19 protein-coding genes and 1 pseudogene are annotated in these 20462 nt (G+C 70.2%); 16 read left to right on the top strand and 4 right to left on the bottom strand.

The window, feature by feature from the left end:
• Positions 1-70 precede the first annotated feature (70 nt).
• A pseudogene (locus tag ACFYW7_RS34160) lies at positions 71-611 on the top strand (RNA-guided endonuclease TnpB family protein); the annotation flags it as partial.
• Positions 612-1086: 475 nt separating this feature from the next.
• Here ACFYW7_RS34160 and ACFYW7_RS34155 read toward each other — a convergent pair.
• Positions 1087-2331: an RNA-guided endonuclease InsQ/TnpB family protein gene (locus ACFYW7_RS34155; RefSeq protein ID WP_389509624.1), complete on the bottom strand. Its 1245-nt coding sequence runs from the start codon at positions 2329-2331 to the stop codon at positions 1087-1089.
• 154 nt (positions 2332-2485) lie between these two features.
• On the opposite strand from ACFYW7_RS34155, the gene ACFYW7_RS34150 reads away from it, so the two are divergent.
• Positions 2486-2695: a DUF6059 family protein gene (locus ACFYW7_RS34150; protein ID WP_389509622.1), complete on the top strand. Its 210-nt coding sequence runs from the start codon at positions 2486-2488 to the stop codon at positions 2693-2695.
• Positions 2696-2778: 83 nt separating this feature from the next.
• On the opposite strand, the gene ACFYW7_RS34145 is transcribed toward ACFYW7_RS34150, so the two are convergent.
• Together ACFYW7_RS34145 and ACFYW7_RS34140 are read right to left on the bottom strand one after the other, a co-directional pair.
• On the bottom strand, positions 2779-3513 hold the full coding sequence (locus tag ACFYW7_RS34145; protein WP_389509620.1) for an ATP-binding cassette domain-containing protein: 735 nt from the start codon (positions 3511-3513) through the stop codon (positions 2779-2781).
• Positions 3514-3639: 126 nt separating this feature from the next.
• Positions 3640-5709, bottom strand: a complete 2070-nt coding sequence (locus ACFYW7_RS34140) for an MMPL family transporter (RefSeq protein ID WP_389509618.1) — start codon at positions 5707-5709, stop codon at positions 3640-3642.
• Positions 5710-6410: 701 nt separating this feature from the next.
• Here ACFYW7_RS34140 and ACFYW7_RS34135 point away from each other — a divergent pair.
• The 11 genes from ACFYW7_RS34135 (at position 6411) to ACFYW7_RS34085 (ending at position 15024) form a co-directional block, all read left to right on the top strand.
• Positions 6411-6872, top strand: a complete 462-nt coding sequence (locus tag ACFYW7_RS34135) for a carboxymuconolactone decarboxylase family protein (protein ID WP_326782977.1) — start codon at positions 6411-6413, stop codon at positions 6870-6872.
• Between the two features lie 278 nt (positions 6873-7150).
• On the top strand, positions 7151-7561 hold the full coding sequence (locus ACFYW7_RS34130; RefSeq protein ID WP_389509616.1) for a VOC family protein: 411 nt from the start codon (positions 7151-7153) through the stop codon (positions 7559-7561).
• Positions 7562-7702: 141 nt separating this feature from the next.
• The gene (locus ACFYW7_RS34125) at positions 7703-8224 is read left to right on the top strand and encodes a helix-turn-helix transcriptional regulator (RefSeq protein ID WP_389509614.1); all 522 of its coding nucleotides are present in this window, start codon (positions 7703-7705) and stop codon (positions 8222-8224) included.
• Positions 8224-8880 (top strand): glyoxalase, encoded by a 657-nt coding sequence (locus ACFYW7_RS34120; protein WP_389509754.1) that lies wholly within the window; start codon positions 8224-8226, stop codon positions 8878-8880. The genes ACFYW7_RS34125 and ACFYW7_RS34120 overlap by 1 nt, the downstream gene beginning before the upstream one ends.
• Positions 8881-8954: 74 nt before the next feature.
• Entirely contained in the window at positions 8955-9368 is a 414-nt protein-coding gene (locus tag ACFYW7_RS34115) for a VOC family protein (RefSeq protein ID WP_389509612.1), read from the top strand.
• A gap of 125 nt (positions 9369-9493) precedes the next feature.
• Positions 9494-9928, top strand: coding sequence for a YdeI/OmpD-associated family protein (locus ACFYW7_RS34110; protein WP_326782981.1), 435 nt, complete (start codon positions 9494-9496; stop codon positions 9926-9928).
• 254 nt (positions 9929-10182) lie between these two features.
• Positions 10183-10962, top strand: a complete 780-nt coding sequence (locus ACFYW7_RS34105) for an alpha/beta fold hydrolase (protein WP_389509609.1) — start codon at positions 10183-10185, stop codon at positions 10960-10962.
• A 99-nt stretch (positions 10963-11061) separates the two neighbouring features.
• On the top strand, positions 11062-11652 hold the full coding sequence (gene cysC, locus ACFYW7_RS34100) for an adenylyl-sulfate kinase (RefSeq protein WP_389509607.1): 591 nt from the start codon (positions 11062-11064) through the stop codon (positions 11650-11652).
• Between the two features lie 5 nt (positions 11653-11657).
• The gene (gene cysD / locus ACFYW7_RS34095; protein WP_389509752.1) at positions 11658-12587 is read left to right on the top strand and encodes a sulfate adenylyltransferase subunit CysD; all 930 of its coding nucleotides are present in this window, start codon (positions 11658-11660) and stop codon (positions 12585-12587) included.
• Between the two features lie 2 nt (positions 12588-12589).
• A complete protein-coding gene (locus ACFYW7_RS34090; RefSeq protein ID WP_389509605.1) occupies positions 12590-13918 on the top strand; it encodes a sulfate adenylyltransferase subunit 1 in 1329 nt (442 codons plus the stop codon).
• Positions 13918-15024, top strand: a complete 1107-nt coding sequence (locus ACFYW7_RS34085; protein ID WP_389509604.1) for an aliphatic sulfonate ABC transporter substrate-binding protein — start codon at positions 13918-13920, stop codon at positions 15022-15024. The genes ACFYW7_RS34090 and ACFYW7_RS34085 overlap by 1 nt, the downstream gene beginning before the upstream one ends.
• Positions 15025-15099: 75 nt before the next feature.
• Here ACFYW7_RS34085 and ACFYW7_RS34080 read toward each other — a convergent pair whose 3' ends face one another.
• Positions 15100-16308, bottom strand: coding sequence for an RNA-guided endonuclease InsQ/TnpB family protein (locus ACFYW7_RS34080; protein ID WP_389509602.1), 1209 nt, complete (start codon positions 16306-16308; stop codon positions 15100-15102).
• A 158-nt stretch (positions 16309-16466) separates the two neighbouring features.
• Here ACFYW7_RS34080 and ACFYW7_RS34075 point away from each other — a divergent pair, with 158 nt between their 5' ends.
• The 3 genes from ACFYW7_RS34075 to ACFYW7_RS34065 all read left to right on the top strand — a co-directional run bounded on the left by ACFYW7_RS34075 (position 16467) and on the right by ACFYW7_RS34065 (position 20418).
• Entirely contained in the window at positions 16467-17270 is an 804-nt protein-coding gene (locus ACFYW7_RS34075; protein ID WP_389509600.1) for an ABC transporter ATP-binding protein, read from the top strand.
• Positions 17257-18174: an ABC transporter permease gene (locus tag ACFYW7_RS34070; protein WP_389509598.1), complete on the top strand. Its 918-nt coding sequence runs from the start codon at positions 17257-17259 to the stop codon at positions 18172-18174. Before ACFYW7_RS34075 ends, ACFYW7_RS34070 begins: the two co-directional genes overlap by 14 nt.
• Before the next feature lie 450 nt (positions 18175-18624).
• Positions 18625-20418 (top strand): ABC transporter ATP-binding protein, encoded by a 1794-nt coding sequence (locus ACFYW7_RS34065; RefSeq protein WP_389509596.1) that lies wholly within the window; start codon positions 18625-18627, stop codon positions 20416-20418.
• The last annotated feature ends 44 nt before the right edge of the window (positions 20419-20462 follow it).

The following is a 20462-nucleotide window of genomic DNA, read 5'->3' as shown; positions in this document are numbered from 1 at the left end:
CTGACGGGCCGGGCTTGGAGGTGGTGCCCAGCCGGCTGCTGGGTGGACTCCCCCGTCCAGACCACCCCTCGCCCAACGCCGGCTGGCAAAGAAGGAGAAAGGCTCGGCGAACCGGGCCAGGGTCCGGTTGAAGGTCGCCAGGATCCATGTCCGGATCGCCGAGGGCCGCCGTGACGCCCTGCGCAAGCTGACCACTCGTCTCGTGCGTGAGAACCAAACGCTCGTGATCGAGGACCTGAGTGTGCGCAGCACGGTCGGGAACCGGAGCCCGGCCCGAGCCGTCTCGGACGGGGCATGAGCGGACTTCCGCAGCCTGCTGGAGTACAAAGCCCAGTGGTACGGACGTGGGGTGATCGCCGTCGACCGGTGGTTCCTCCTCCAGGCTGTGCTCCGCCTGCGGCACCCTCCAGGAGCGGATGCCGTTGAATGTCCGCACCTGGACATGCGGCTGCGGCACGGTCCACGACCGGGACGTGAACGCGGCGAAGAACCTGCCGGCCGCCGGACCGGCGGTGACAACCTGTGGAGCCGGTGCAAGACCTCAACGGAGCACTCCGGGCGGGCAGTCGGCGACGGACCAGGAAACCCCCAGCGCGAGCCGTAGGAATCCTTTTCCCTCAGGAGGGAGAGGAAGTCAAGGCGTCCTCTCTTCGGCGGGTCGGCGGCCTTTCCGGCGTGTTTTCGATCCAACCGGTACGTGCCGCGTGCGGACGCGGGAACGCAGTTGAACGCTTCCCGGGCGGCTCCGGCCGGCCCGTCCGGGGAGCTCGCCCGGCGTCGCCGCAAGCGTGCCGCGGCAGGGCCCGCCGGGTGGTCCGGGCCGTCCGGCGTGCGGTTGCGCGCGGCCGGTCCGCGCCTGACCACCGGCCGCGCCGTCCGCCGACGGGTGACGGTAAGGGCCTTGCCGGGGCGGGACACCGGCGGGAAGCCGGTTGCAGGCCGAGGCGGGCCCGGACGGCGGTGGAGCGGTTCTCGAGCGTGCTTGAGGCGGCTGTCCAGTGTTTCTCGGCCGCATCCCCAGAAGGTGGGCTGAACGGCCCGTCACCACGGCCCTGAAGTGAGGTCGGACTTGACATCCTCCCCGCCCTAAAGGGCGGGGGTTCCCGCCTGCCTGCCGGTGGTCACCGGCTGGGGATTCGGGTGGGTTCCCCGTTCAACGGGCCGTGCCTGACACGGGTTTTCCGCGCCAGGGCTGACCGGCCCTCCAGGGGCGTTTAGCCTCTCCGCCTGCCCGGCGGCGAGGATCACACGCGATGCATTGAGGTCACGATCATGCTCGGTACCGCAGCCGCTGCACCGCCAGGCGCGTACGTGCAGCGGCTTCTTCCCGTCCACGACCCAGCACACCGAACACGTCTGCGACGACGGCAGCCAGCGGGAGACGACACCGACGTGACGGCCGGCTCGTGCGGCCTTGTCCTCCAGCACGCGGCGGAACGTGCCCCACGCGGCATCGTGGACGGACTTGGCCATGCGGGTGCGCGCGAGGCCGGAGACCGCCAGGTCTTCGAGGTAAACCGCTTGGTTGTCACGGACCAGCCCCGAAGCAATCTGGTGACACCAATCTCTGCGCGCGTCGGCCACCCGTGCGTGAGCACGGGCGACGCGGATGCGGGCCTTGGCCCGGTTCGAGGACCCCTTCACCTTGCGGCTCAAGGTCTGCTGCGCCTTCCTCAGCCTCCGCTCGGCGCGGCGCAGGAAGCGCGGATTGTCGATCACCTTGCCGTCGGAGAGAACGGCGTAGTGGGTCAGGCCAAGATCGATGCCGACCTCGGACGTGACGGGCGCAAGCGGCTCGGGCTCGACCTCCACGACGAAACTCGCGAAGTACCGGCCCGACGGATCCTTGATCACGGTCACCGACGACGGAGCCGACGGCAGCGGACGCGACCAGCGCACCCGCACATCACCGATCTTCGCGAGGTTCAAACGGCCGTTGCCCCGCAGCCTGAACCCGTTCTTCGAGAACCGGACCGACTGCCGCATCTCCCGCTTCGACTTGAACCGGGGCAGGCCCACGCGGCGACCACACCGCTTCCCCGACACCGACGCGAAAAAGTTCGCATACGCCGCATCAAGATCCCGCAAGGAAGACTGCAAAGCGTCCACGGACACCTCGGCCAGCCACGCCCGCTCGGGTGTCCGCTTCGCCTCCGTGATCACCCGCCGCGCCAGAACACCCGTCGCGACATGCGACTTGTCCACCGCATAGGCGGCCTTCCTGGCGGCCAGCGCATCGTTGTAGACCACCCGGGCGCAGCCGAACGTACGGGCCAGCGCAATGCGCTGACCCGGCGTCGGCTCGAGCCGGAAGGAGTACCGCAGATGCACGGGAGCAACCTAACGGCCGCCACTGACAACGCCGGTCCGCCCAGGGGCGAACCGGCTTTCCCCGCCCTGCTCCGCAGGAGCTTCGTTTCTCCCCCGCAAGCGGGAGGTACCCCCACCCCGGCCTGAAGGCCGGGGTATCCACAAAGGAGACCTGATGATGCGTTCATTTGCCCGCCGTTGCCTGCGTGAGGTGTACAGCGCCTTGAAGGCATACGGCAGCTACTACACGGGGGTGGATCCCGAACGCCCGGAGCTGTTCCTGCGGCTGGAGGACCCCGTGCCCGGGCACCCGGAGCGGCTGTGCTGGGAGGTGCCGCTCACACCGGTGGAGCGGGCGCTCGTCAAGGAGCTGGAGCCGCGCTGAGCCCGTCTGCGCCTGCGAATGAACGCCGCTGCCGGGGCTCTTGGGAGCCCCGGCAGCAGCGTTTGGAACAGGGGCAGACGGGCTCAGGCCGGCGAGCGCTCGGTGGCGAACGCCTCCCAGGTGCGCTTGCCGATGTCGTTGTTCTTCAGTGCCAGGTTCTCGCCCGCGCGGTCGGCCTCTTCCATGTACTGGGTGGTCAGCAGAGCCGTGGTGCCGCCGGCGACCAGTTGCTCCAGGACGGTCCACAGGTCGCGGCGGCCGCGCGGGGCGAGACCGGTGGTGGGCTCGTCAAAGAAGAGGATCCGCGGGCGGTGCACCAGGGCGGCGGCGAGGTCGAAGCGCCTGCGCTGCCCGCCGGAGTTGGTGCGGCCGGGCCGGTCGGCGATCTCGGTTAGCTGGAACTGCTCCAGCAGCTGCGCCGCCCGGGTGCGGACGTCGGCGCGCAACATGCCGGTCGGTCTGCCGGTCGGTCTGCCGGCCATGACGAGGTTCTCGCGTCCGGCCGGGTCGGGGTCCACGGCCGCGTACCGGCCGGCCATGCCGATCAGCGGGCGGACCCGCTGGGGGGACCTGACGGCATCGGCGCCGCCGATCAGGATCCGGCCGGCGTCGGGCGGCGGCAGCGTGGTGAGCATGCGGGTCGTGGTCGTCCTGCCCGAGCCGTTGCGGCCGAGCAGGCCGGCCACCGAGCCGTAGGGGACGGTCAGGTCGGCGCAGCCCGCGAGTCGCATGCCGTGCAGCTTCCGGCAGGTGGCGAAGGCGCCGCCGCCACCCGTTTCCACGCAGACGAGCAGGCCGTCAGGGGAAGGGGCACCCAAACGCAGCGGCCGTTCCTCGGCGCTTCGTTGCTTGACGCCTCGAAGCGTGAGGAACGGCCGCCTGCGTCGTCCCGGGAAGAACCGCGGATCAGCTCGTCGAGTGACCCGCGACGTCACACCGCGAACTCAGACGGTGGACGGCGCTTCGGCCCGGCTCTTCGCGGACTCGTGCGGCGCCGTCTCCTGTGGCGTCAGGCCCGGCCGCCAGAAGCGCGGCCCCAGGTCCAGGGCCAGCGCCGGAACCAGCAGACTGCGTACCAGGAACGTGTCGAGGAGGATGCCGACCGCTACGAGCAGCCCCTGCTGCAGTGCGCTCACCGTGGGGATGGCCGCAAGGACGCAGAACGTGGCAGCCAGCACCACGCCCGCCGACGTGATGACACCGCCGGTCACCGTCACCGCGGTGAGGATTCCCTCGCGGTGCCCGCGCAGCCGCACCTCTTCCTTTGCGCGTGTCATCAGGAAGATGGTGTAGTCGACGCCCAGCGCGACGAGGAAGATGAAGCCGAACAGCACCAGCCCGCGGTCGATCTTCGCGTGGTCGAGTGCGTGGAACAGCAGCGAGGCCGTGCCGACGGCCGCCGCGAACGACAGCACCACGGACCCGAGCAGCACCGCGGATGCGATGGTCGCCCGCAGCAGGATGAGGAGCATCACCAGCACCACCGCGAGGATCAGCGGGATCAGCAGCGTCTCCTCGTCACCCTGCGCCTCGGAGACGTCGAGCGCCACCGCGCTCTGGCCCCCGACGACCGCGTCGGCCGCCGGACCGGTCGATCCGTCCAGCGCCGTCCTGATGTCCCGGACGGTGTCCTTGGCGGCCGCGGAGTCCGGGGCGTCGCGGAGCACTGCTGTCAGGTGCGTCCAGCCGCCCTTGGCCGCCTGGGTGCTGACGGAGGACACCCCGGGCACCTCGGCGACGACGGCCGCCGCAGATTGGGCCCCGGCGTCGCGGACGTACACATCCGCAGGAGCGGACGAGCCCGCGGGGAAGTGCTCGGCCAGAACCTGCTGGCCGGTGACCGAGTCGACCTTGCCGGTGAACTGTTCCGCCTGCGTCTGGCCGGTCTGCACGCCGGCGATGCCCAGCGCCATGACGCCCAGCACCAGCGCCGTGCCGATCCACACCGCGCGCGGGCGCCGTCCCACGGCCTCGGCGATCTTTGCCCATGTGCCGTGGCCCTGCGCCGAGTTCGGGTCGTATCCCGCGGTGACACGCGGCTTCACGGGCCAGAACACCCAGCGGCCCAGGATCACCAGCAGCGCCGGCAGCAGCGAGGTCATGGCGAAGAACACCAGGACCACGCCGATGGCGACGACCGGTCCCAGACCCCGGGTGCTGTTCATGCTGCCGAACACCAGGCACAGCGACGCGATCGTCACCGTCGCGGCGGAGGCGGCCAGGGCCGGCAGCGAGCCGTGCACGGCCAGCGACATCGCCGTGTGGCGGTCTTCGTGCCGGTGCAGCTCTTCCCGGTAGCGGGAGATGAGCAGCAGGGCGTAGTCGGTGCCCACGCCTACCGAGAGCACCATGAGGACGTAGGCGCTCTGACCGTTGACCACCAGCCCCGCGTGCTTGGCGAGGAGGTAGACCACGCCGCTCGCCACCTGGCTGGCCAGCCCCACGGCGATCAGCGGAATCAGCCACAGCACCGGGCTGCGGTAGGTCACGAGCAGCAGCAGCGCCACCACGCCGAGCGCGACACCCAGCAGCGCGCCGTCCATGCCGGAGTAGACCTCGGCGAAGTCGGCGATGCTCCCGGCCTCGCCGGTGATCTTGACGTCGAGACCGGCGGGGGCGCCGTCGGAGGTGAGCTTGCCGGCTTCGGTCACCTTGTCGGTGAGCACCTTGTTGTCGCTGGGCGAGGTGCGCAGCGGAACGCTCACGAAGGCCGCGACCTTGTCCTCGGAGACCACGGCAGGGGAGACCTTGCCGATGGCCACCTTGTCGGCGAGCCGGGCGCGATCGCCGTCGATCCGGGACAGGTCGGCCTGGGTGAGGCCTCCCTCGCGGGCGTAGACGACAACTGCGGTGCTGGAGTCCTTGTCGGCGAAGTACTGCTCCGCGAGCTGCACCGCCTTGGTCGACTGGGCGCTCGACGGCAGCCAGGCCTCAGGGTCGTTGTCCTGTACGTCTGCCAGGCCGGCGGCCAGCGAGCCACCGATACCCATGAGCAGGAACCACAGCACGAGCACGACCCACTTGGAGCGCCGGCCGGCGACGAAGGCAGCGTATCGGCTCGCAACGGTGGGGGAAGGAACGGGCGGTGGAACCGTTTCTGTGGGGGATGGTGCCGGGATCTGGATCGTCATGTGACGCTCACCGAGGGTCAGGAGCCGTGGAGCGGGGGCTCGTACGGAACTGGGTACACGAAGGTTGTTCACCAGAGGGATGGAGTCCTGGTGGAGCGTCCCTCGAGTTGGCTTGAACTGGGATTCCCTCGCCCGGTGGCGGTCCGTTTCCGGCCGAAAGGGGTCCGGGGCGGGGAGGGTGGGGGCGGGGCGGTCGGACGAGAAGGGTGGCGGCCGCGGAGCCGACGGGCCGGGCCCACTCGCGCACCTCGCCGCTGCTGCCGATCCCGTGGAGCAGCACGTACGACCGGGTTCCGCGGTGGGGGAACCTCTGGGTGAAATCGCCCTGGTGGACCGGTCACCCGTCGGCTGTGCGGTCGCACAGGAGCGCATGAGGTTCCTTGGAGCGGTGGCACAGGCACGCATGAGGCTCGCTCAAGCGGTGGCACAGACGCGCATGAGGCTCCCTAAACTCCGCTGGTCACTGGAGGGGGGCGTGCCGCCGCTCGAAAGGTTTGCCTCGTTCGCCGGTCCCACCCGTGGGGCGGGATCCGTCAGTGTTGTGACGGACGGAAGAACGAAGAACACTGCTGAGGGAGTACCCGATGAAGGCTCGTATGACGAACGCCGCCAAGGTTCTGCCGGACGCCATGAAGGGCATTCAGAACCTCTACAAGGCCATTCACCAGGGTGGGGTCGACCAGCACACGCTGGACCTGGTGCACCTTCGCGCGAGCCAGATCAACGGCTGCAGCTCCTGTGTCCACGCCGGCGTCACGGGCGCCAAGAAGGCCGGGGAGACCGACGAGCGCCTGCACGCCGTCGCCGCCTGGCGCGAGGCGCCGTTCTTCTCGGACGCCGAGCGCGCCGCCCTGGCACTGACCGAGGCCGCCACCCGGCTGGCCGACCACAGCGGGCAGGCCGTGCCGGACGCGGTCTGGGACGAGGCCGCCGACCATTTCACGGAGCAGCAGCTCGCCGCGATCATCCTCATGATCGCGACGACGAACTTCTTCAACCGGCTGAACGCCACCGTCCAGGAGCCCGCGGGCGCCGCCTGGAGCTAGGCACTCCCCGGAAGGCCGGCAGGACGGTCGCGAGGCCGTCCTGTCGGCCGGTGCGCGGGCGGGGAGGCGGGTCACGAGGGCCTCACGGATCGCGGCCGCCAGTGGTACGGAAGGCCTTCACCAGGAGCGCGGACGGGTGCTCGGGACCGCCCGCGACGAAGCCGGCGAAGGCCGCGGACACCGGAGGCGGGGCCGGCGGGAGAAATTTCGCCGGGCGTGTCCGGATCGGTCAGGAATCGAGAAGCTCGGTTCGCGGAGCCGCCTCTAGCCTGCTCGCCATGGACATCACGATTCACACGGCTTCTCTGCCGCATGACGATCCGGACGCTTCGCTCGCCTTCTATCGCGACGTCCTCGGTTTCGAGGTCCGCAGCGATGTCGGCCAGGGCAGGATGCGCTGGATCACGGTAGGCCCGGCCGGTCAGCCGGGCACCTCGCTCCTGCTGACACCGCCTGCCGCCGATCCCGGCATCACCGAGGACGAGCGCCGCATGATCACGGAGATGATGGCCAAGGGCACCTACGGGTGGATCCTGCTGGCCACCCCGGACGTCAACGCCGCGTTCGAGAAGGTGCAGGCCGGTGACACCGAGGTCGTCCAGGAGCCGACCGAGCAGCCGTACGGCATCCGCGACTGCGCCTTCCGCGACCCAGCGGGCAACCTGGTCCGCATCCAGGAGGTTCGCTGAGCGGTGCGGGTGCCGATGCAGCCGGGCGGGCCGACATCGCCACCATCTATGAGGAACGCGGCGGCGCACCGAAGTGGGCACCCCCGACACGTCGAAGACGTCGAAGGAAATCGAAGGCGGAAGGCGAAGGAGAGGGTTCTCATGTGCAAGCCTGAATGGCGGCGTGCACGCATCCAGGCGCAGCGCCTGGCTGATCTCGCGCGGCTGCGCCGTGTCCGCGACCGGATCGACAGGGAATACGCGCAGCCACTGGACGTGGAGGCGCTCGCCCGTGATGTGGGCGTGTCCGCCGGGCACTTGAGTCGGCAGTTCCGGGCCGCCTACGGCGAGTCGCCGTACGCGTACCTGATGACGCGTCGCATCGAGCGGGCGACAGCGCTGCTGCGGCGGGGCGACGTCAGCGTCACCGAGGTCTGCTTCGCGGTCGGCTGCGCGTCGTTGGGCACGTTCACCACCCGCTTCACCGAGCTGGTCGGCATGCCGCCCGGGGCTTTTCGGCGTCAGGCGGCGGGAGCGGCGGCCGACCGTGCCGATGCTGCGGGTGCCTCCCGCGATGCCGGGTCGGCGATCAGGGTGGAGGGGATGCCGGCGTGCGTGGCGAAGCAGGTCTCAAGACCGGTCAGGAATCGAGAAGCCCCGGCCGCCGTACCGCCCCTACGGTGATGGTCATGGCAACCACCACTTCCACCCCCGTCACCACGTCCATCGCGGCCGTCACCCTCGAGGTGGCCGACCTCGAGGCCGCCCGGCGCTTCTACAGCGCCTTCGGCGTGGACAGGTACCTGCACCTGCGGGCGGCGCAGGCGCACTCCACCGGATTCCGCGGCTTCACCCTGGCGCTCACGGTGTCCGGGCCGGCCACCGTCGACGGCTTCATCGGTGCCGCTGTGGACGCCGGGGCCACGGTCCTGAAGCCCGCCGCGAAGTCGCTGTGGGGCTACAGCGGCGTCCTCCAGGCCCCGGACGGGACGATCTGGAAGATCGCGACCTCGGCGAAGAAGGACACCGGCCCCGACACCCGCGAGATCGACGAGGTCGTCCTGCTGATCGGCGTCGAGGCGGTGAGGGCCACCAAGCAGTTCTACGTCGACCGGGGCATGAGCGTGACCAAGAGCGTCGGCAGCATGTACGTCGAGTTCGCCCCCGGTCAGTCCCACCCCGTCAAAATGGCGCTGTACAGGCGCCGTGCGCTGGCCAAGGAGGTCGGCGTCCCCGCCGACGGCACGGGCTCGCACCGCATCGTCCTCGGCAGCACCGCCGACGCCTTCACCGACCTGGACGGGTTCGTCTGGGAGGCCGCCGCCCCCACACCGTCCTGACCTCTGTCCCTGTGACAGCCGGGCCCCGGCCCGGACGTGCGACACGTATACCTCTCCAGCTCAAGGAGTACGACATGAAGGCACACGTCAGCTCGATCCTTCTCGGCGTCCGGGACATGGACCGGGCCAAGCAGTTCTACACCGAGGGGCTCGGCTGGAAGGTCCAGAGTGACTACGGCATCTCGGTGTTCTTCGAATCGGACGGCGCCTCGCCCGTCGGCTTCTACAGCCGCGAAGGACTGGCCGAGCAGGTGGGCACGGACCATGAGGGCAGCGGCTTCAGCGGACTGGTCCTGACCTACGTCGTCCGCAGCGAGGCGCGGGTCGACGAGATCATGGCGGAGGCCGCGAAGGCCGGCGCCACGGTCCTCAAGCCCGCCGGCGCTCTGCCGTGGGGCGGGTACGGCGGCACCTTCGCCGACCCGGACGGCTACGTCTGGAGTCTCGGCTTCAGCAGCCAGGGAACCGACCAGCCCTACGCCGAGTAGCCGCGGTCGCCTGCCTCACGGCCGTCCCGGACACGGTGATGGGCGCGTGCGGGAAGCGGGAGCGGCCATCGGAGCCGGGCGGGCCGGATCCGCGGCGGGCCGGCAGAACAAGCAGGAGGTAGACCATGAAGTTTCTGTCCCACGTCGAGCCGCCCGAGCCCATGCGGGGCCTGCTGGTTCCGCCCGAGGTGGTGGAAGCTCTCGGCGAGGGCTCGCGGCCACCGGTGACGATCACGCTCAACGGGCATTCCTGGAAGAGCCGGGTCGCTTTCCTGCGCGGCCGCCACCTGATCGGCCTCAGCCACGCCAACCGTCAGGCCGCGGGTGTCGAGATCGGCGAGGAGGTCGAGGTCGAGTTGGAGCTCGACACCGAGCCGCGCGTCGTCGTCGAGCCGGAGGATTTCGCCCGAGCCCTGGACGACGACCCGGTCGCCCGCGCCGCGTACGACCACCTCACGTACAGCCGCAAGCGCGAGCACGTGCGGGCCGTGGAGAGCGCGAAGATGCCCGAGACGCGTCGGCGGCGCATCGAGAAGGCCATCGCCACCCTGCGGGGCTGACCCCGGGAGCAGGCCTCCGACGCCGTACGCACCAGCCGTTCCTCAACGCTCCGTCGGTCGACACCTCGGAGCGTGAAGAACGGCTGTTTGCGTTCTCCCGGGAAGAACCGCAGGTCAGCCGCTGAGCGTTGCCGGGGGCAGCAGGCGGTGCAAGCGGGCCGCTATCGGTTCTCGACCGGTGATGCACCGGCGCACTCGAAGCTGCAGACACAGGGCGAGGTGAGAGCACCTCCGGTCGGCACGAGGAGTGCGTGATGCGCAAGGTCGTTTCCCGGGACGGCACGACGATCGCCTACGACAAGTCGGGCGAGGGCCCCCCACTGGTGCTGCTCAACGGTGCGTTCCGCGATCACACGATCTTCGACGAGCTCGTTCCCGAGCTGGCGCAGCACTGCACCGTGTACGCCTACGACCGCCGCGGGCGCGGCCAGAGCGGTGACGCTCCCCAGTACGCCGTCGAGCGGGAGATCGAGGATCTCCGGGCGGTGGTCGAGGAGGCGGGCGGCTCAGCGGCCGTGTTCGCCGGGTCCACGGGCGCGAACGTGGCGCTCCAGGCGGCGTTCGCGGGCACGCCGATCGCCAGGCTGGCGCTCCACGAGCCGTTCTTCCGGGTCGAGGGGTTCCCGAAGCCCCCGTCGAACTCCGCGGAGACGCTCCGGGTCCTCCTGGAGGAAGGCGACCGGCGCGACGAGGCGGCCGAGTACTTCCTGGGCCCCGTCCTGGGCCTCACCCCCGACGAGGTCGCGCAGTGGCGCAGGAGCCCGCTCTGGGCGATGAACGAGGCGAACGCGCACACGCTGCTGTACGACGTCGAGATCTGCGGCGACTTCACCGTCCCGGCCGGCCGGCTCGCCGGATTCCGGACGGAGACGCTGGTCCTCAACAGCGACAGCACCAGCGCCTGGCTGCGTGCGGCGGCTGCGGCGACCGCGGCGGCCCTGCCCAACGGCCGGGGCCTCGAGCTGCCCGGGTCCTGGCACCGGATCGACATGGACGTGCTCGGCCGGACGCTGGTCGAGTTCGTCACCGCCTGAAAGGTCCCGCCGCCCCTGCCCGCGCCGCCGCCCTGCAGCGCGGGGGACGTACGGCCCATCCCTGAAAGTACGCCCTCTACCTCCCGGGAGAACATCACCGTGACCACGGCTCACACCCTGGCCGCCGGGGACACCGCGGAGGCGGCCCCGGCGGCTGCGCGCGGCGCCACCGTGTGGCTGACCGGGCTGCCCAGCGCGGGCAAGACCACTCTCGCCCGCACCCTCGCCGAGCGCCTGCGCGCCCAGGGACACCGGGTCGAGGTGCTCGACGGCGACGAGATCCGCGCGTTCCTCTCTGCGGGCCTGGGCTTCACCCGTGAGGACCGGCACACCAACGTGCAGCGGATCGGCTTCGTGGCCGGGCTGCTGGCCTCCCACGGCGTCAAGACGCTGGTTCCGGTCATCGCCCCGTACGCCGACTCCCGCGCCGCCGTCCGTGCCCGGCACGCCGCCCGCGGCACACCGTTCCTGGAGATCCACGTGGCCACCCCGGTCGCGCTCTGTTCCCAGCGCGACGTGAAGGGCCTGTACGCCAAGCAGGCGGCCGGCGAGATCTCCGGTCTCACGGGCGTCGACGACCCGTACGAGGCACCTGAGAGCCCGGAGTTGCGCATCCAGACGCAGAGCCGCTCGGTGGCCGATTCCGCAGCCGAGCTACACACCTTCCTGACCGAGAGGGGCCTGGCATGACGACCATGACCCATCGCCTGATCGAGGCGTCGGGGAACCCCTTCGCGCTGACGCACCTGGACTCGCTGGAGTCCGAGGCGGTCCACATCTTCCGCGAGGTGGCGGGCGAGTTCGAGAAGCCGGTGATCCTCTTCTCCGGCGGCAAGGACTCGATCGTCATGCTGCACCTGGCGCTCAAGGCGTTCGCACCCGCACCGGTGCCGTTCGTGCTGCTGCACGTCGACACCGGGCACAACTTCCGCGAGGCCATCGACTACCGGGACCGCACGGTGGCGCAGCACAACCTGCGCCTGCACGTGGCCTCGGTCCAGGACTACATCGACGCCGGCAAGCTCAAGGAGCGTCCCGACGGCACCCGCAACCCGCTGCAGACCGTCCCGCTGACCGAGGCGATCCAGCAGCACAGGTTCGACGCCGTCTTCGGCGGCGGCCGCCGCGACGAGGAGAAGGCCCGCGCCAAGGAGCGCGTCTTCTCCCTGCGCGACGAATTCTCCCAGTGGGACCCGCGCCGCCAGCGCCCCGAGCTGTGGCAGCTCTACAACGGCCGCCACGCGCCGGGCGAGCACGTGCGCGTCTTCCCGCTGTCCAACTGGACCGAGCTGGACGTGTGGCAGTACATCGCCCGCGAGAAGATCGAACTGCCGGAGATCTACTTCGCCCACGAACGGAACGTCTTCCTACGGGGCGGCATGTGGCTGACCGCCGGCGAGTGGGGCGGCCCGAAGGACGGCGAGAGGGTCGAGAGACGGCTCGTCCGCTACCGCACCGTGGGCGACATGTCCTGCACCGGCGCCGTCGACTCCGACGCCGCCACGCTCGACGCGGTGATCGCCGAGATCGCCGTCTCCCGCCTCACCGAGCGGGGCGCGACCCGGGCCGACGACAAGCTGTCCGAGGCCGCGATGGAAGACCGCAAGCGCGAGGGGTACTTCTAGACATGACCACCACCACCGAGCAGCTCGGCGCCACCACGCTGCTGCGCTTCGCCACCGCGGGTTCCGTCGACGACGGCAAGTCCACCCTGGTCGGCCGCCTGCTGCACGACTCCAAGTCGGTGCTCACCGACCAGTTGGAGGCGGTCGAGCGCGTCTCGGCGAGCCGCGGCCAGGACACCCCCGACCTCGCGCTGCTCACCGACGGCCTGCGGGCCGAGCGCGAGCAGGGCATCACCATCGACGTCGCCTACCGCTACTTCGCCACCGCCCGCCGCCGGTTCATCCTCGCCGACACCCCCGGGCACGTGCAGTACACCCGCAACATGGTCACCGGCGCCTCCACCGCCGACCTCGCCGTCGTACTCGTCGACGCCCGCAACGGCATGGTCGAGCAGACCCGCCGGCACACCGCGGTCGCCGCCCTGCTGCGCGTCCCGCACGTGGTCCTGGCCGTCAACAAGATGGACCTCGTCGGCTACGAGGAGTCCGTGTTCGCCGCGATCGCCGAGGAGTTCACCTCGTACGCCGCCACGCTCGGGGTCAGGAACGTCGTGGCGATCCCGCTCTCCGCGCTGGCCGGCGACAACGTCGTCGAGCACTCCCCCACCATGGACTGGTACGGCGGCCGGACCCTGCTGGAGCACCTGGAGAGCGTCCCGGTCGGCAGCGACCCGCGACAGGAGCCCGCCCGCCTACCGGTCCAGTACGTGATCCGCCCGCAGACCGCCGAGCACCTCGACTACCGGGGCTACGCCGGCCAGATCGCCTCCGGCGTGCTGCGGGTCGGGGACGCCGTCACCGTCCTGCCCTCCGGCCACACCACTGCCGTCGCGGCCATCGACGCGCTCGGCACGCAGACGGACGTCGCCTGGGCGTCCCAGTCCGTCACCGTCCGGCTCACCGACGACGTCGACGTCTCGCGCGGCGACCTGATCGCGGCCGGGGGCACGGCCGGGGCGCCCACCAAGGACATCGAGGCCAGCGTCTGCCACCTCAACGAGCGCCCCCTGCACGTCGGCGCCAGGGTCCTGCTCAAGCACACCACCCGCACCGTGCGCGCCGTGGTCGAGGACATCTCGTACCGGATCGACATCAGCACGCTCGAACGGCGCCCCGGTACCGAGGGTCTGCAGGTCAACGACATCGGCCACGTCGTGCTGCGCACGGCCGAACCGCTCGCGCTCGACCCCTACGCCGACAACCGCCGGACGGGCTCGTTCCTGCTGATCGACCCGGCCGACGGCACCACCCTCGCGGCCGGCATGGCCGATGACCCCTTCGAGACCGTACGGCGCGCAGCCGAAGCAACCACCGAGGAGGACTGGGTCTGATGCAGTATCGGACGATCGGACACGTGGCCATGGCGGCCGTAGCGGTGACCGCGGCTGCCGGACTGCTGTCGGGCTGCGGCTACGGCGCCAGTGCCGAGACAGCCCCGGCGAAGCGGACCGAGGGCGCCTCGGGTGCGAAGCTCTCCGCCGACACCGTGAAGATCGGTTACTTCCCGAACCTCACGCACGGGACCGCCCTGGTGGGCCTGCAGGACGGCCTGTTCCAGAAGGAGCTGGGGTCGACCCGGATCAAGTCCCAGTTCTTCAACGCCGGTCCAGCCGAGATCGAGGCGCTCAACGCCGGTTCGATCGACATCGGCTGGATCGGCCCGAACTCGGCGATCAACGGCTACGTCAAGTCGCACGGCACGTCCCTGCGGGTCATCGGCGGCGCGGCCTCCGGCGGTGTCAAGCTGGTGGTCAACCCGGCGAGGATCAGCTCGCTGGACGACCTGCGGGGCAAGAAGCTCGCCACCCCGCAGCTGGGCGGTACCCAGGACGTCGCCCTGCTCAACTATCTGGCGGACAAGGGCTACAAGGTGGACGCGGCCTCCGGCGCGGGCGACGTCAGCGTGCTCCGTACGGAGAACAAGGTGGTGCCGGAGGCGTACAAGTCCGGTTCCATCGACGGCGCCTGGGTGCCCGAGCCGACCGCCTCCAGACTGGTCACGCTCGGCGCGAAGGTCCTGCTGGACGAGAAGTCGCTGTGGCCGGACGGCAAGTTCGCGACCACCGACATCATCGTCTCGCAGAAGTTCCTGACCGCGCACCCCGACGTGGTCGAGGCCGTGCTGCGCGGCTCGCTGGCGGCCAACGCCTTCATCAAGGCCGACCCAAAGAAGGCGAAGGCCGACGCCAACCTGCGGATCAAGGCCGACACGGGCAATGCGCTGCCGCCCGCCATCCTGGACCCCGCGTGGGCAAGCATCGACTTCATCGACGACCCGCTGGCCGGCACCCTGCAGGCCGGGGCCGACCACGCGGTCGCCGCGGGCCTGCTCGATGAGCCCGAACTCTCCGGGATCGTCGACCTGACCCTGCTCAACAAGGTACTCACGGCGGCGGGCCGGCCCGCCGTGGCGGACGCCGGGCTCGGCGTCGAGTGACGACCCGCACCCCGTAGCTCCGCGCAGTGCCCCCGTCCACGCCCGCAGGAGGTTCCGCATTGACTTCCTCCCCGCCTAAAGGCGGGGGATTCCAGCGGTCGCCCGCTGGGTTTCCTGCTTCGCCGACGACTGCCCCGTCCGGGAGGACTCCCGTTGAGGTCTTACACCGTCTCCACAGGCAGAAGCCGCCAGCCCGGCGGCCAGGATGTTGCGTGCCGCGTTCACGTCGCGGTCGTGCACCACGCCGCAGCCGCACGTCCACTCGCGGACGTTCAGCGGCAGCTTCTCGCGGACCGTTCCGCAGCCCCCGCACAGCTTGCTGCTGGGGAACCAGCGGTCGATCACGACGAGTTCGCGCCCGTACCAGGCGCATTTGTACTCCAGCATGGAGCGCAGTTCCGTCCACGACGCATCCGAGACGGCGCGCGCGAGCTTGCCGTTCTTCAGCAGGTTGCGGACGGTCAGGTCCTCGATCACGACCGTTTGGTTCTCACGGACGAGCCGAGTGGACAGCTTGTGCAGGAAGTCACGGCGCCGGTCGGCGATCCGCGCATGGACCTTGGCGACCTTGCGCCGGGCCTTCTCCCGGTTGGCCGAGCCCTTGGCCTTCCGCGACAGCTCACGCTGCGCACGGGCCAGGCGGGCGCGGTCACGCCGCTCGTGCCGGGGGTTGGCGATCTTCTCGCCGGTGGACAAGGTCACGAGGGAGGTGATCCCGGCGTCGATACCGACCGCCGCCGTGGCGGCGGGCACGGCGATGATGGTGTCCTCGCACAGCAGGGACACGAACCAGCGGCCGGCCGCGTCGCGGGACACGGTCGCCGTGGTCGGCTCTGTGCCCTCGGGCAGCGGACGCGACCAGCGGATGTCCAGTGGCTGCGCCATCTTCGCCAGCATCAACTTCCCGTCACGCCAATTGAAGGCACTGCGGGTGTACTCGGCCGACGCCCTCGACTTCTTCCGGCTCTTGTACCGAGGGTACTTGGCCCGCTTGGCAAAGAAGCTCCCGAACGCCGTCTGCAGATGACGCAGCGCCTGCTGCAGCGGGACGGAGGAAACCTCCGACAGGAAGGCCAGTTCCTCGGTCTTCTTCCACTGCGTCAGTGCGGCCGACGACTGCGCGTAGGAGATCCGGCGCTGCTCGCCGTACCAGGCCCGCGTGCGCTCCTCCAGCGCCTTGTTGTACACGAGGCGGACACAGCCGAACGTGCGCGACAGCTCAGCCGCCTGCTCGTTTGTGGGGTAGAAGCGGTACTTGAACGCCCGCTTGACCTGCTGCGGCACGCCTCACAATCTATCAGTTCCCGTGTGAGCAGCGGATGTCGGCGAGTGACTGCAGACGCCAAATCGCCCAGGAGGCGATTCGCCTCTCCCTGCCCTGCTCCGCAGGAGCTTCGTTTCCTCCCCGGCCTGAAGGCCGGGGTATCCACGAAGGAAAACTGATGACCACGGCACTGGCCGTCCCGAAGTACGTCCCCGTCGTCGAGACCACGGACGACTGCCCAGCGGTCCGGCTCTCGCACGTCTCCAAGGCCTTCGGCCGCCCCGGTGCGGACTCCGTTGTGCTCGACGACATCGACCTGGACGTGGCCCCGGGCGAGTTCGTCACCCTGCTCGGCGCTTCCGGCTGCGGCAAATCCACCCTGTTGAACCTGGTGGCGGGGCTCGACGAGCCCAGCGCCGGAACCATCGAGGTACCCGGCACCCGGCCGTCGCTGATGTTCCAGGACCACGCGCTGTTCCCGTGGCTGAGCGCGGGTCGCAACATCGAGCTGGCGCTGCGCCTGGCGGGCGTGGAGCGCGAGAACCGCAGGCCCGAGGCCGAGCGGCTGCTGGAGCTGGTCCGCCTGGGCGGCGCGTACCGCAAGCGGGTGCACGAGCTCTCCGGCGGTATGCGCCAGCGCGTGGCCTTGGCGCGCGCGCTCGCCCAGGGCAGCACCGTCCTGCTGATGGACGAGCCGTTCGCCGCACTCGACGCCATCACCCGGGACGTCCTGCACGAGGAGATCACCCGGATCTGGACCGAGCGCAAGCTCACCGTCCTGTTCGTCACCCACAACGTCAGAGAGGCCGTGCGCCTGGCCCAGCGCGTCGTCCTGCTGTCGTCCCGGCCCGGCCGGATCGCCCGGGAGTGGCGTGTGGACCTGCCGCATTCGCTGCGGGGCGAATCCGCCGAGGTCGCGGCGCTGTCCGTCGAAATCACCGAGCACCTGCGTGGGGAGATACGCCGCCATGTCCAGCACTGACACCCGGCCCGCGGTGAGCGGCCGCGCCGCCCGCCACGACGGCGCGGGCGCCGGCCTGGACACGCTGAGGGCCGGCCTGGACGCGCTGGAGACCGGCCACGCGCAGCGCGCCTCGTATCGCCAGGTGCTGAGGGCGAAAGTGCTGCCGCCGGTCCTGGGCGTCGTGCTGGTCGTCGGTCTCTGGCAGCTCGCCTACAGCCTGCACCTGGCCAGCCCCGAGAAGCTGTCGAGTCCGGCCGACGTGTGGCACGCGCTCACGCTCCTGTGGAGCGACGGCACCCTGTTCTCCGTCATCTGGACCAGCCTCTGGCGCGGCGTCACGGGCTTCGTGGCGGCCGTCGCGATCGGTACGCCGATCGGCCTGATCGTCGTCCGGGTCAAGCCGATACGGGCCGCCCTCGGGCCGGTGCTGACGGGCCTGCAGTCGCTGCCTTCGGTCGCCTGGGTGCCGGCCGCCGTCATCTGGCTCGGCATCAACAACTCGGCCATGTACGCCGTGATTCTGCTGGGTGCGGCGCCCTCGATCGCCAACGGCCTGATCGCCGGGGTCGACCAGGTGCCGCCGCTGTTCCTGCGGGCCGGCCGTACGCTCGGCGCGAACGGTCTGCGCGGCGCCCGGCACGTGCTGCTGCCCGCCGCCCTGCCCGGGTACCTGGCCGGTCTGAAGCAGGGCTGGGCGTTCTCCTGGCGGTCGCTGATGGCCGCCGAGCTCATCGCCTCCTCCCCCGATCTGGGGATCGGCCTCGGCCGCTACCTGCAGAACCAGCGGGAGTTCTCCGACATGCCGGGTGTGCTGCTCGGCATCATCCTGATCTTCGCCGTCGGCGTCGCCGTCGACCTGCTGTTCTTCAGTCCGCTGGAGCGCCGGGTGCTGCGCAGCCGCGGACTGCTGGCCGCGCGCTGAGGCGCCCGTCCTCCAGCGGAACTCGACCCGGTCCCGACGCCGGGTTGAGCACCGTTGCACACGATGACCTGGGGCGGTTCCCCTACGAACGGAGATCGATATGGGCGCGGGGCCCAGTTCCGCTATGCGATTTCTATGGAAGACATTGAGCGAGAGCCTGATGTGGACGGGGTTTGCGTGGAGCGGCATGGGTCCCCCATGCGCGTGGAAGGAATCCGCCGCCCTGCCTGCCGAACAGCCGTGCGTGCCACCGCTGTCGGATGCGGAGCTCGCCCAATGGACGGCCCTGGTCAGGCAGCTGGGATAGGCACGACCTGGATCTGGTGACCACGCCGCGGCACCTGCCCGTGTCCACGGCTCTCGTTGCGGCGCGGGGCCCTGGCGGCTTCGACTCCGCGGCCGTCCCGCGTTTCGTCGACTGGAACTGACCAACAAGAGAAGGAGGCCAGGGTGAGCAGCGCCGGCTCGGGCACCACGCGTCCCCAGGCACTGTTGAAAGACGGCCAGTTGCGACGCATCCTCGGGCTGTTCCGCCCGTACCGCAGGCAGTTGCTGTCCGTCGTGTTGCTGGTCGCGGGCTCCTCCTTGGTCGCCCTCGTCAACCCGTTCCTGATCCGCGAGATCATGGACACGGCGCTGCCGCAGGACAGGCTGGGGCTGCTGTCCCTGCTCTCCCTCGGCATGATCATGGTGTCGGTCACCACCAGCTCGTTCAATGTCTGGCAGACGCACGTGTCGGCCACGGTGGGCCAGCTCGTCATGCACGACCTGCGCACGGCGGTGTACTCCCACCTCCAGCGGATGTCGCTGGCCTTCTTCGCCCGCACCCGTACCGGCGAGGTGCAGTCGCGCATCTCCAACGACATCGGCGGGATGCAGGCCACCATCACGACCACCGCCACGGCGCTGCTGTCCGACGTCACGGTCGTCATCGCCGCGACCACCGCCATGTTCCTGCTCGACTGGCGGTTGACGTTCGCGTCCATGCTCATGCTTCCGGCGTTCGCCCTGGTGAGCCGTCGCGTCGGGAACCAGCGGCGGAACATCACCCGTGACCGGCAGAGGCAGCTCGCCGAGCTGTCCTCGACCATGCAGGAGTCGCTGTCGATCAGCGGGATCCTGCTCAGCCACACCATGGGCCGTTCGCACTCCCTGACCGACGACTTCGCCCGGCAGTCGCGCAAGCTCACCGCCGTCGAGGTGCGCGTCACCACCGCGGGTCTGTGGTACCAGTCCACGATCTGGATCGTCATAGCCTCCATGCCGGCGATGATCTACTGGGTCTCGGGGCTGACCTCGAGCAACGGCCACATGGCCATCTCCATCGGCTCCCTGGTCGCGTTCACGTCCCTCCAGCAGAGCCTGTTCCGCCCGGCGCAGCGGCTGCTGACCGTCGGGATCGAGATCCAGGGCTCTCTCGAGCTGTTCGGCCGCATCTTCGAGTACCTCGATCTGCCCGTCGACATCGCCGAGCCCGAGCGGCCCATCGAGCCGGCCGCCTTGCGGGGGGAGGTGCGCATGCGGGGGATCGGCTTCTCCTATGCGGGAACGGAGCGGCCCACGCTGGCCGGTGTCGACGTGATCGTCCCCGCGGGTCGCAGCCTCGCGATCGTCGGAGAGACCGGCTCGGGAAAGACCACGCTCAGCTACCTCATCCCGCGGCTGTACGACGTCACGTCCGGTTCCGTCACGATCGACGGGGTCGACGTACGCGACCTGTCCTTCGACACGCTCACGGCCGCGGTCGGCGTCGTCGCCCAGGAGACCTACCTGTTCCACGCCACGGTCGCGGACAACCTGCGGTTCGCCAAGCCCGACGCGACGGACGAGGAGCTGTTCGCGGCGGCACGGATCGCCCACATCCACGACTATCTGATGCTGCTGCCCGACGGCTACGACACGGTGGTCGGCGAGCGCGGGTACCGGTTCTCCGGCGGCGAGAAGCAGCGGCTGGCGATCGCCCGCACCATCCTGCGCGACCCGCCGATCCTGGTGCTCGACGAGGCCACCAGCGCCCTGGACGCCCACACCGAGCAGGCCGTGCAGAAGGCCATCGACGCGGCCAGCGTGGGCCGTACCACCATCACGGTCGCCCACCGGCTGTCGACCGTCCGCAACGCCGACGAGATCATCGTGCTGGACCGGGGCCGGGTCCTGGAGCGCGGCACCCACGACGAACTGCTCCTGCGCGGTGGCCACTACGCGACGCTCATCAACCGGGACACCGAGCCTGTGGCGGTCTGAGATCCGCCCCCCGGACGGCCCTGCCGGTGGCAGGGCCGTCCAGC

Origin of the sequence: Streptomyces sp. NPDC002580 (assembly GCF_042889485.1) — a bacterium.
GTDB lineage: Bacteria > Actinomycetota > Actinomycetes > Streptomycetales > Streptomycetaceae > Streptomyces.
The sequence above is the reverse complement of the archived record's forward strand: the minus strand, read 5'-3'. Positions and strand labels throughout refer to the sequence as shown.

What these genes read in the sequence shown, in the direction of transcription:
- ACFYW7_RS34070 (WP_389509598.1), top strand. Translation starts at nt 17,257, where the DNA reads ATGTCCAGCACTGACACCCGGCCCGCGGTGAGCGGCCGCGCCGCCCGC.
- ACFYW7_RS34150 (WP_389509622.1), top strand. Translation starts at nt 2,486, where the DNA reads ATGATGCGTTCATTTGCCCGCCGTTGCCTGCGTGAGGTGTACAGCGCC.
- ACFYW7_RS34085 (WP_389509604.1), top strand. Translation starts at nt 13,918, where the DNA reads ATGCAGTATCGGACGATCGGACACGTGGCCATGGCGGCCGTAGCGGTG.
- ACFYW7_RS34135 (WP_326782977.1), top strand. Translation starts at nt 6,411, where the DNA reads ATGAAGGCTCGTATGACGAACGCCGCCAAGGTTCTGCCGGACGCCATG.
- ACFYW7_RS34120 (WP_389509754.1), top strand. Translation starts at nt 8,224, where the DNA reads ATGGTCATGGCAACCACCACTTCCACCCCCGTCACCACGTCCATCGCG.
- cysD (WP_389509752.1), top strand. Translation starts at nt 11,658, where the DNA reads ATGACCCATCGCCTGATCGAGGCGTCGGGGAACCCCTTCGCGCTGACG.
- ACFYW7_RS34115 (WP_389509612.1), top strand. Translation starts at nt 8,955, where the DNA reads ATGAAGGCACACGTCAGCTCGATCCTTCTCGGCGTCCGGGACATGGAC.
- ACFYW7_RS34110 (WP_326782981.1), top strand. Translation starts at nt 9,494, where the DNA reads ATGAAGTTTCTGTCCCACGTCGAGCCGCCCGAGCCCATGCGGGGCCTG.
- ACFYW7_RS34075 (WP_389509600.1), top strand. Translation starts at nt 16,467, where the DNA reads ATGACCACGGCACTGGCCGTCCCGAAGTACGTCCCCGTCGTCGAGACC.
- ACFYW7_RS34130 (WP_389509616.1), top strand. Translation starts at nt 7,151, where the DNA reads ATGGACATCACGATTCACACGGCTTCTCTGCCGCATGACGATCCGGAC.
- ACFYW7_RS34125 (WP_389509614.1), top strand. Translation starts at nt 7,703, where the DNA reads ATGTGCAAGCCTGAATGGCGGCGTGCACGCATCCAGGCGCAGCGCCTG.
- ACFYW7_RS34105 (WP_389509609.1), top strand. Translation starts at nt 10,183, where the DNA reads ATGCGCAAGGTCGTTTCCCGGGACGGCACGACGATCGCCTACGACAAG.
- ACFYW7_RS34090 (WP_389509605.1), top strand. Translation starts at nt 12,590, where the DNA reads ATGACCACCACCACCGAGCAGCTCGGCGCCACCACGCTGCTGCGCTTC.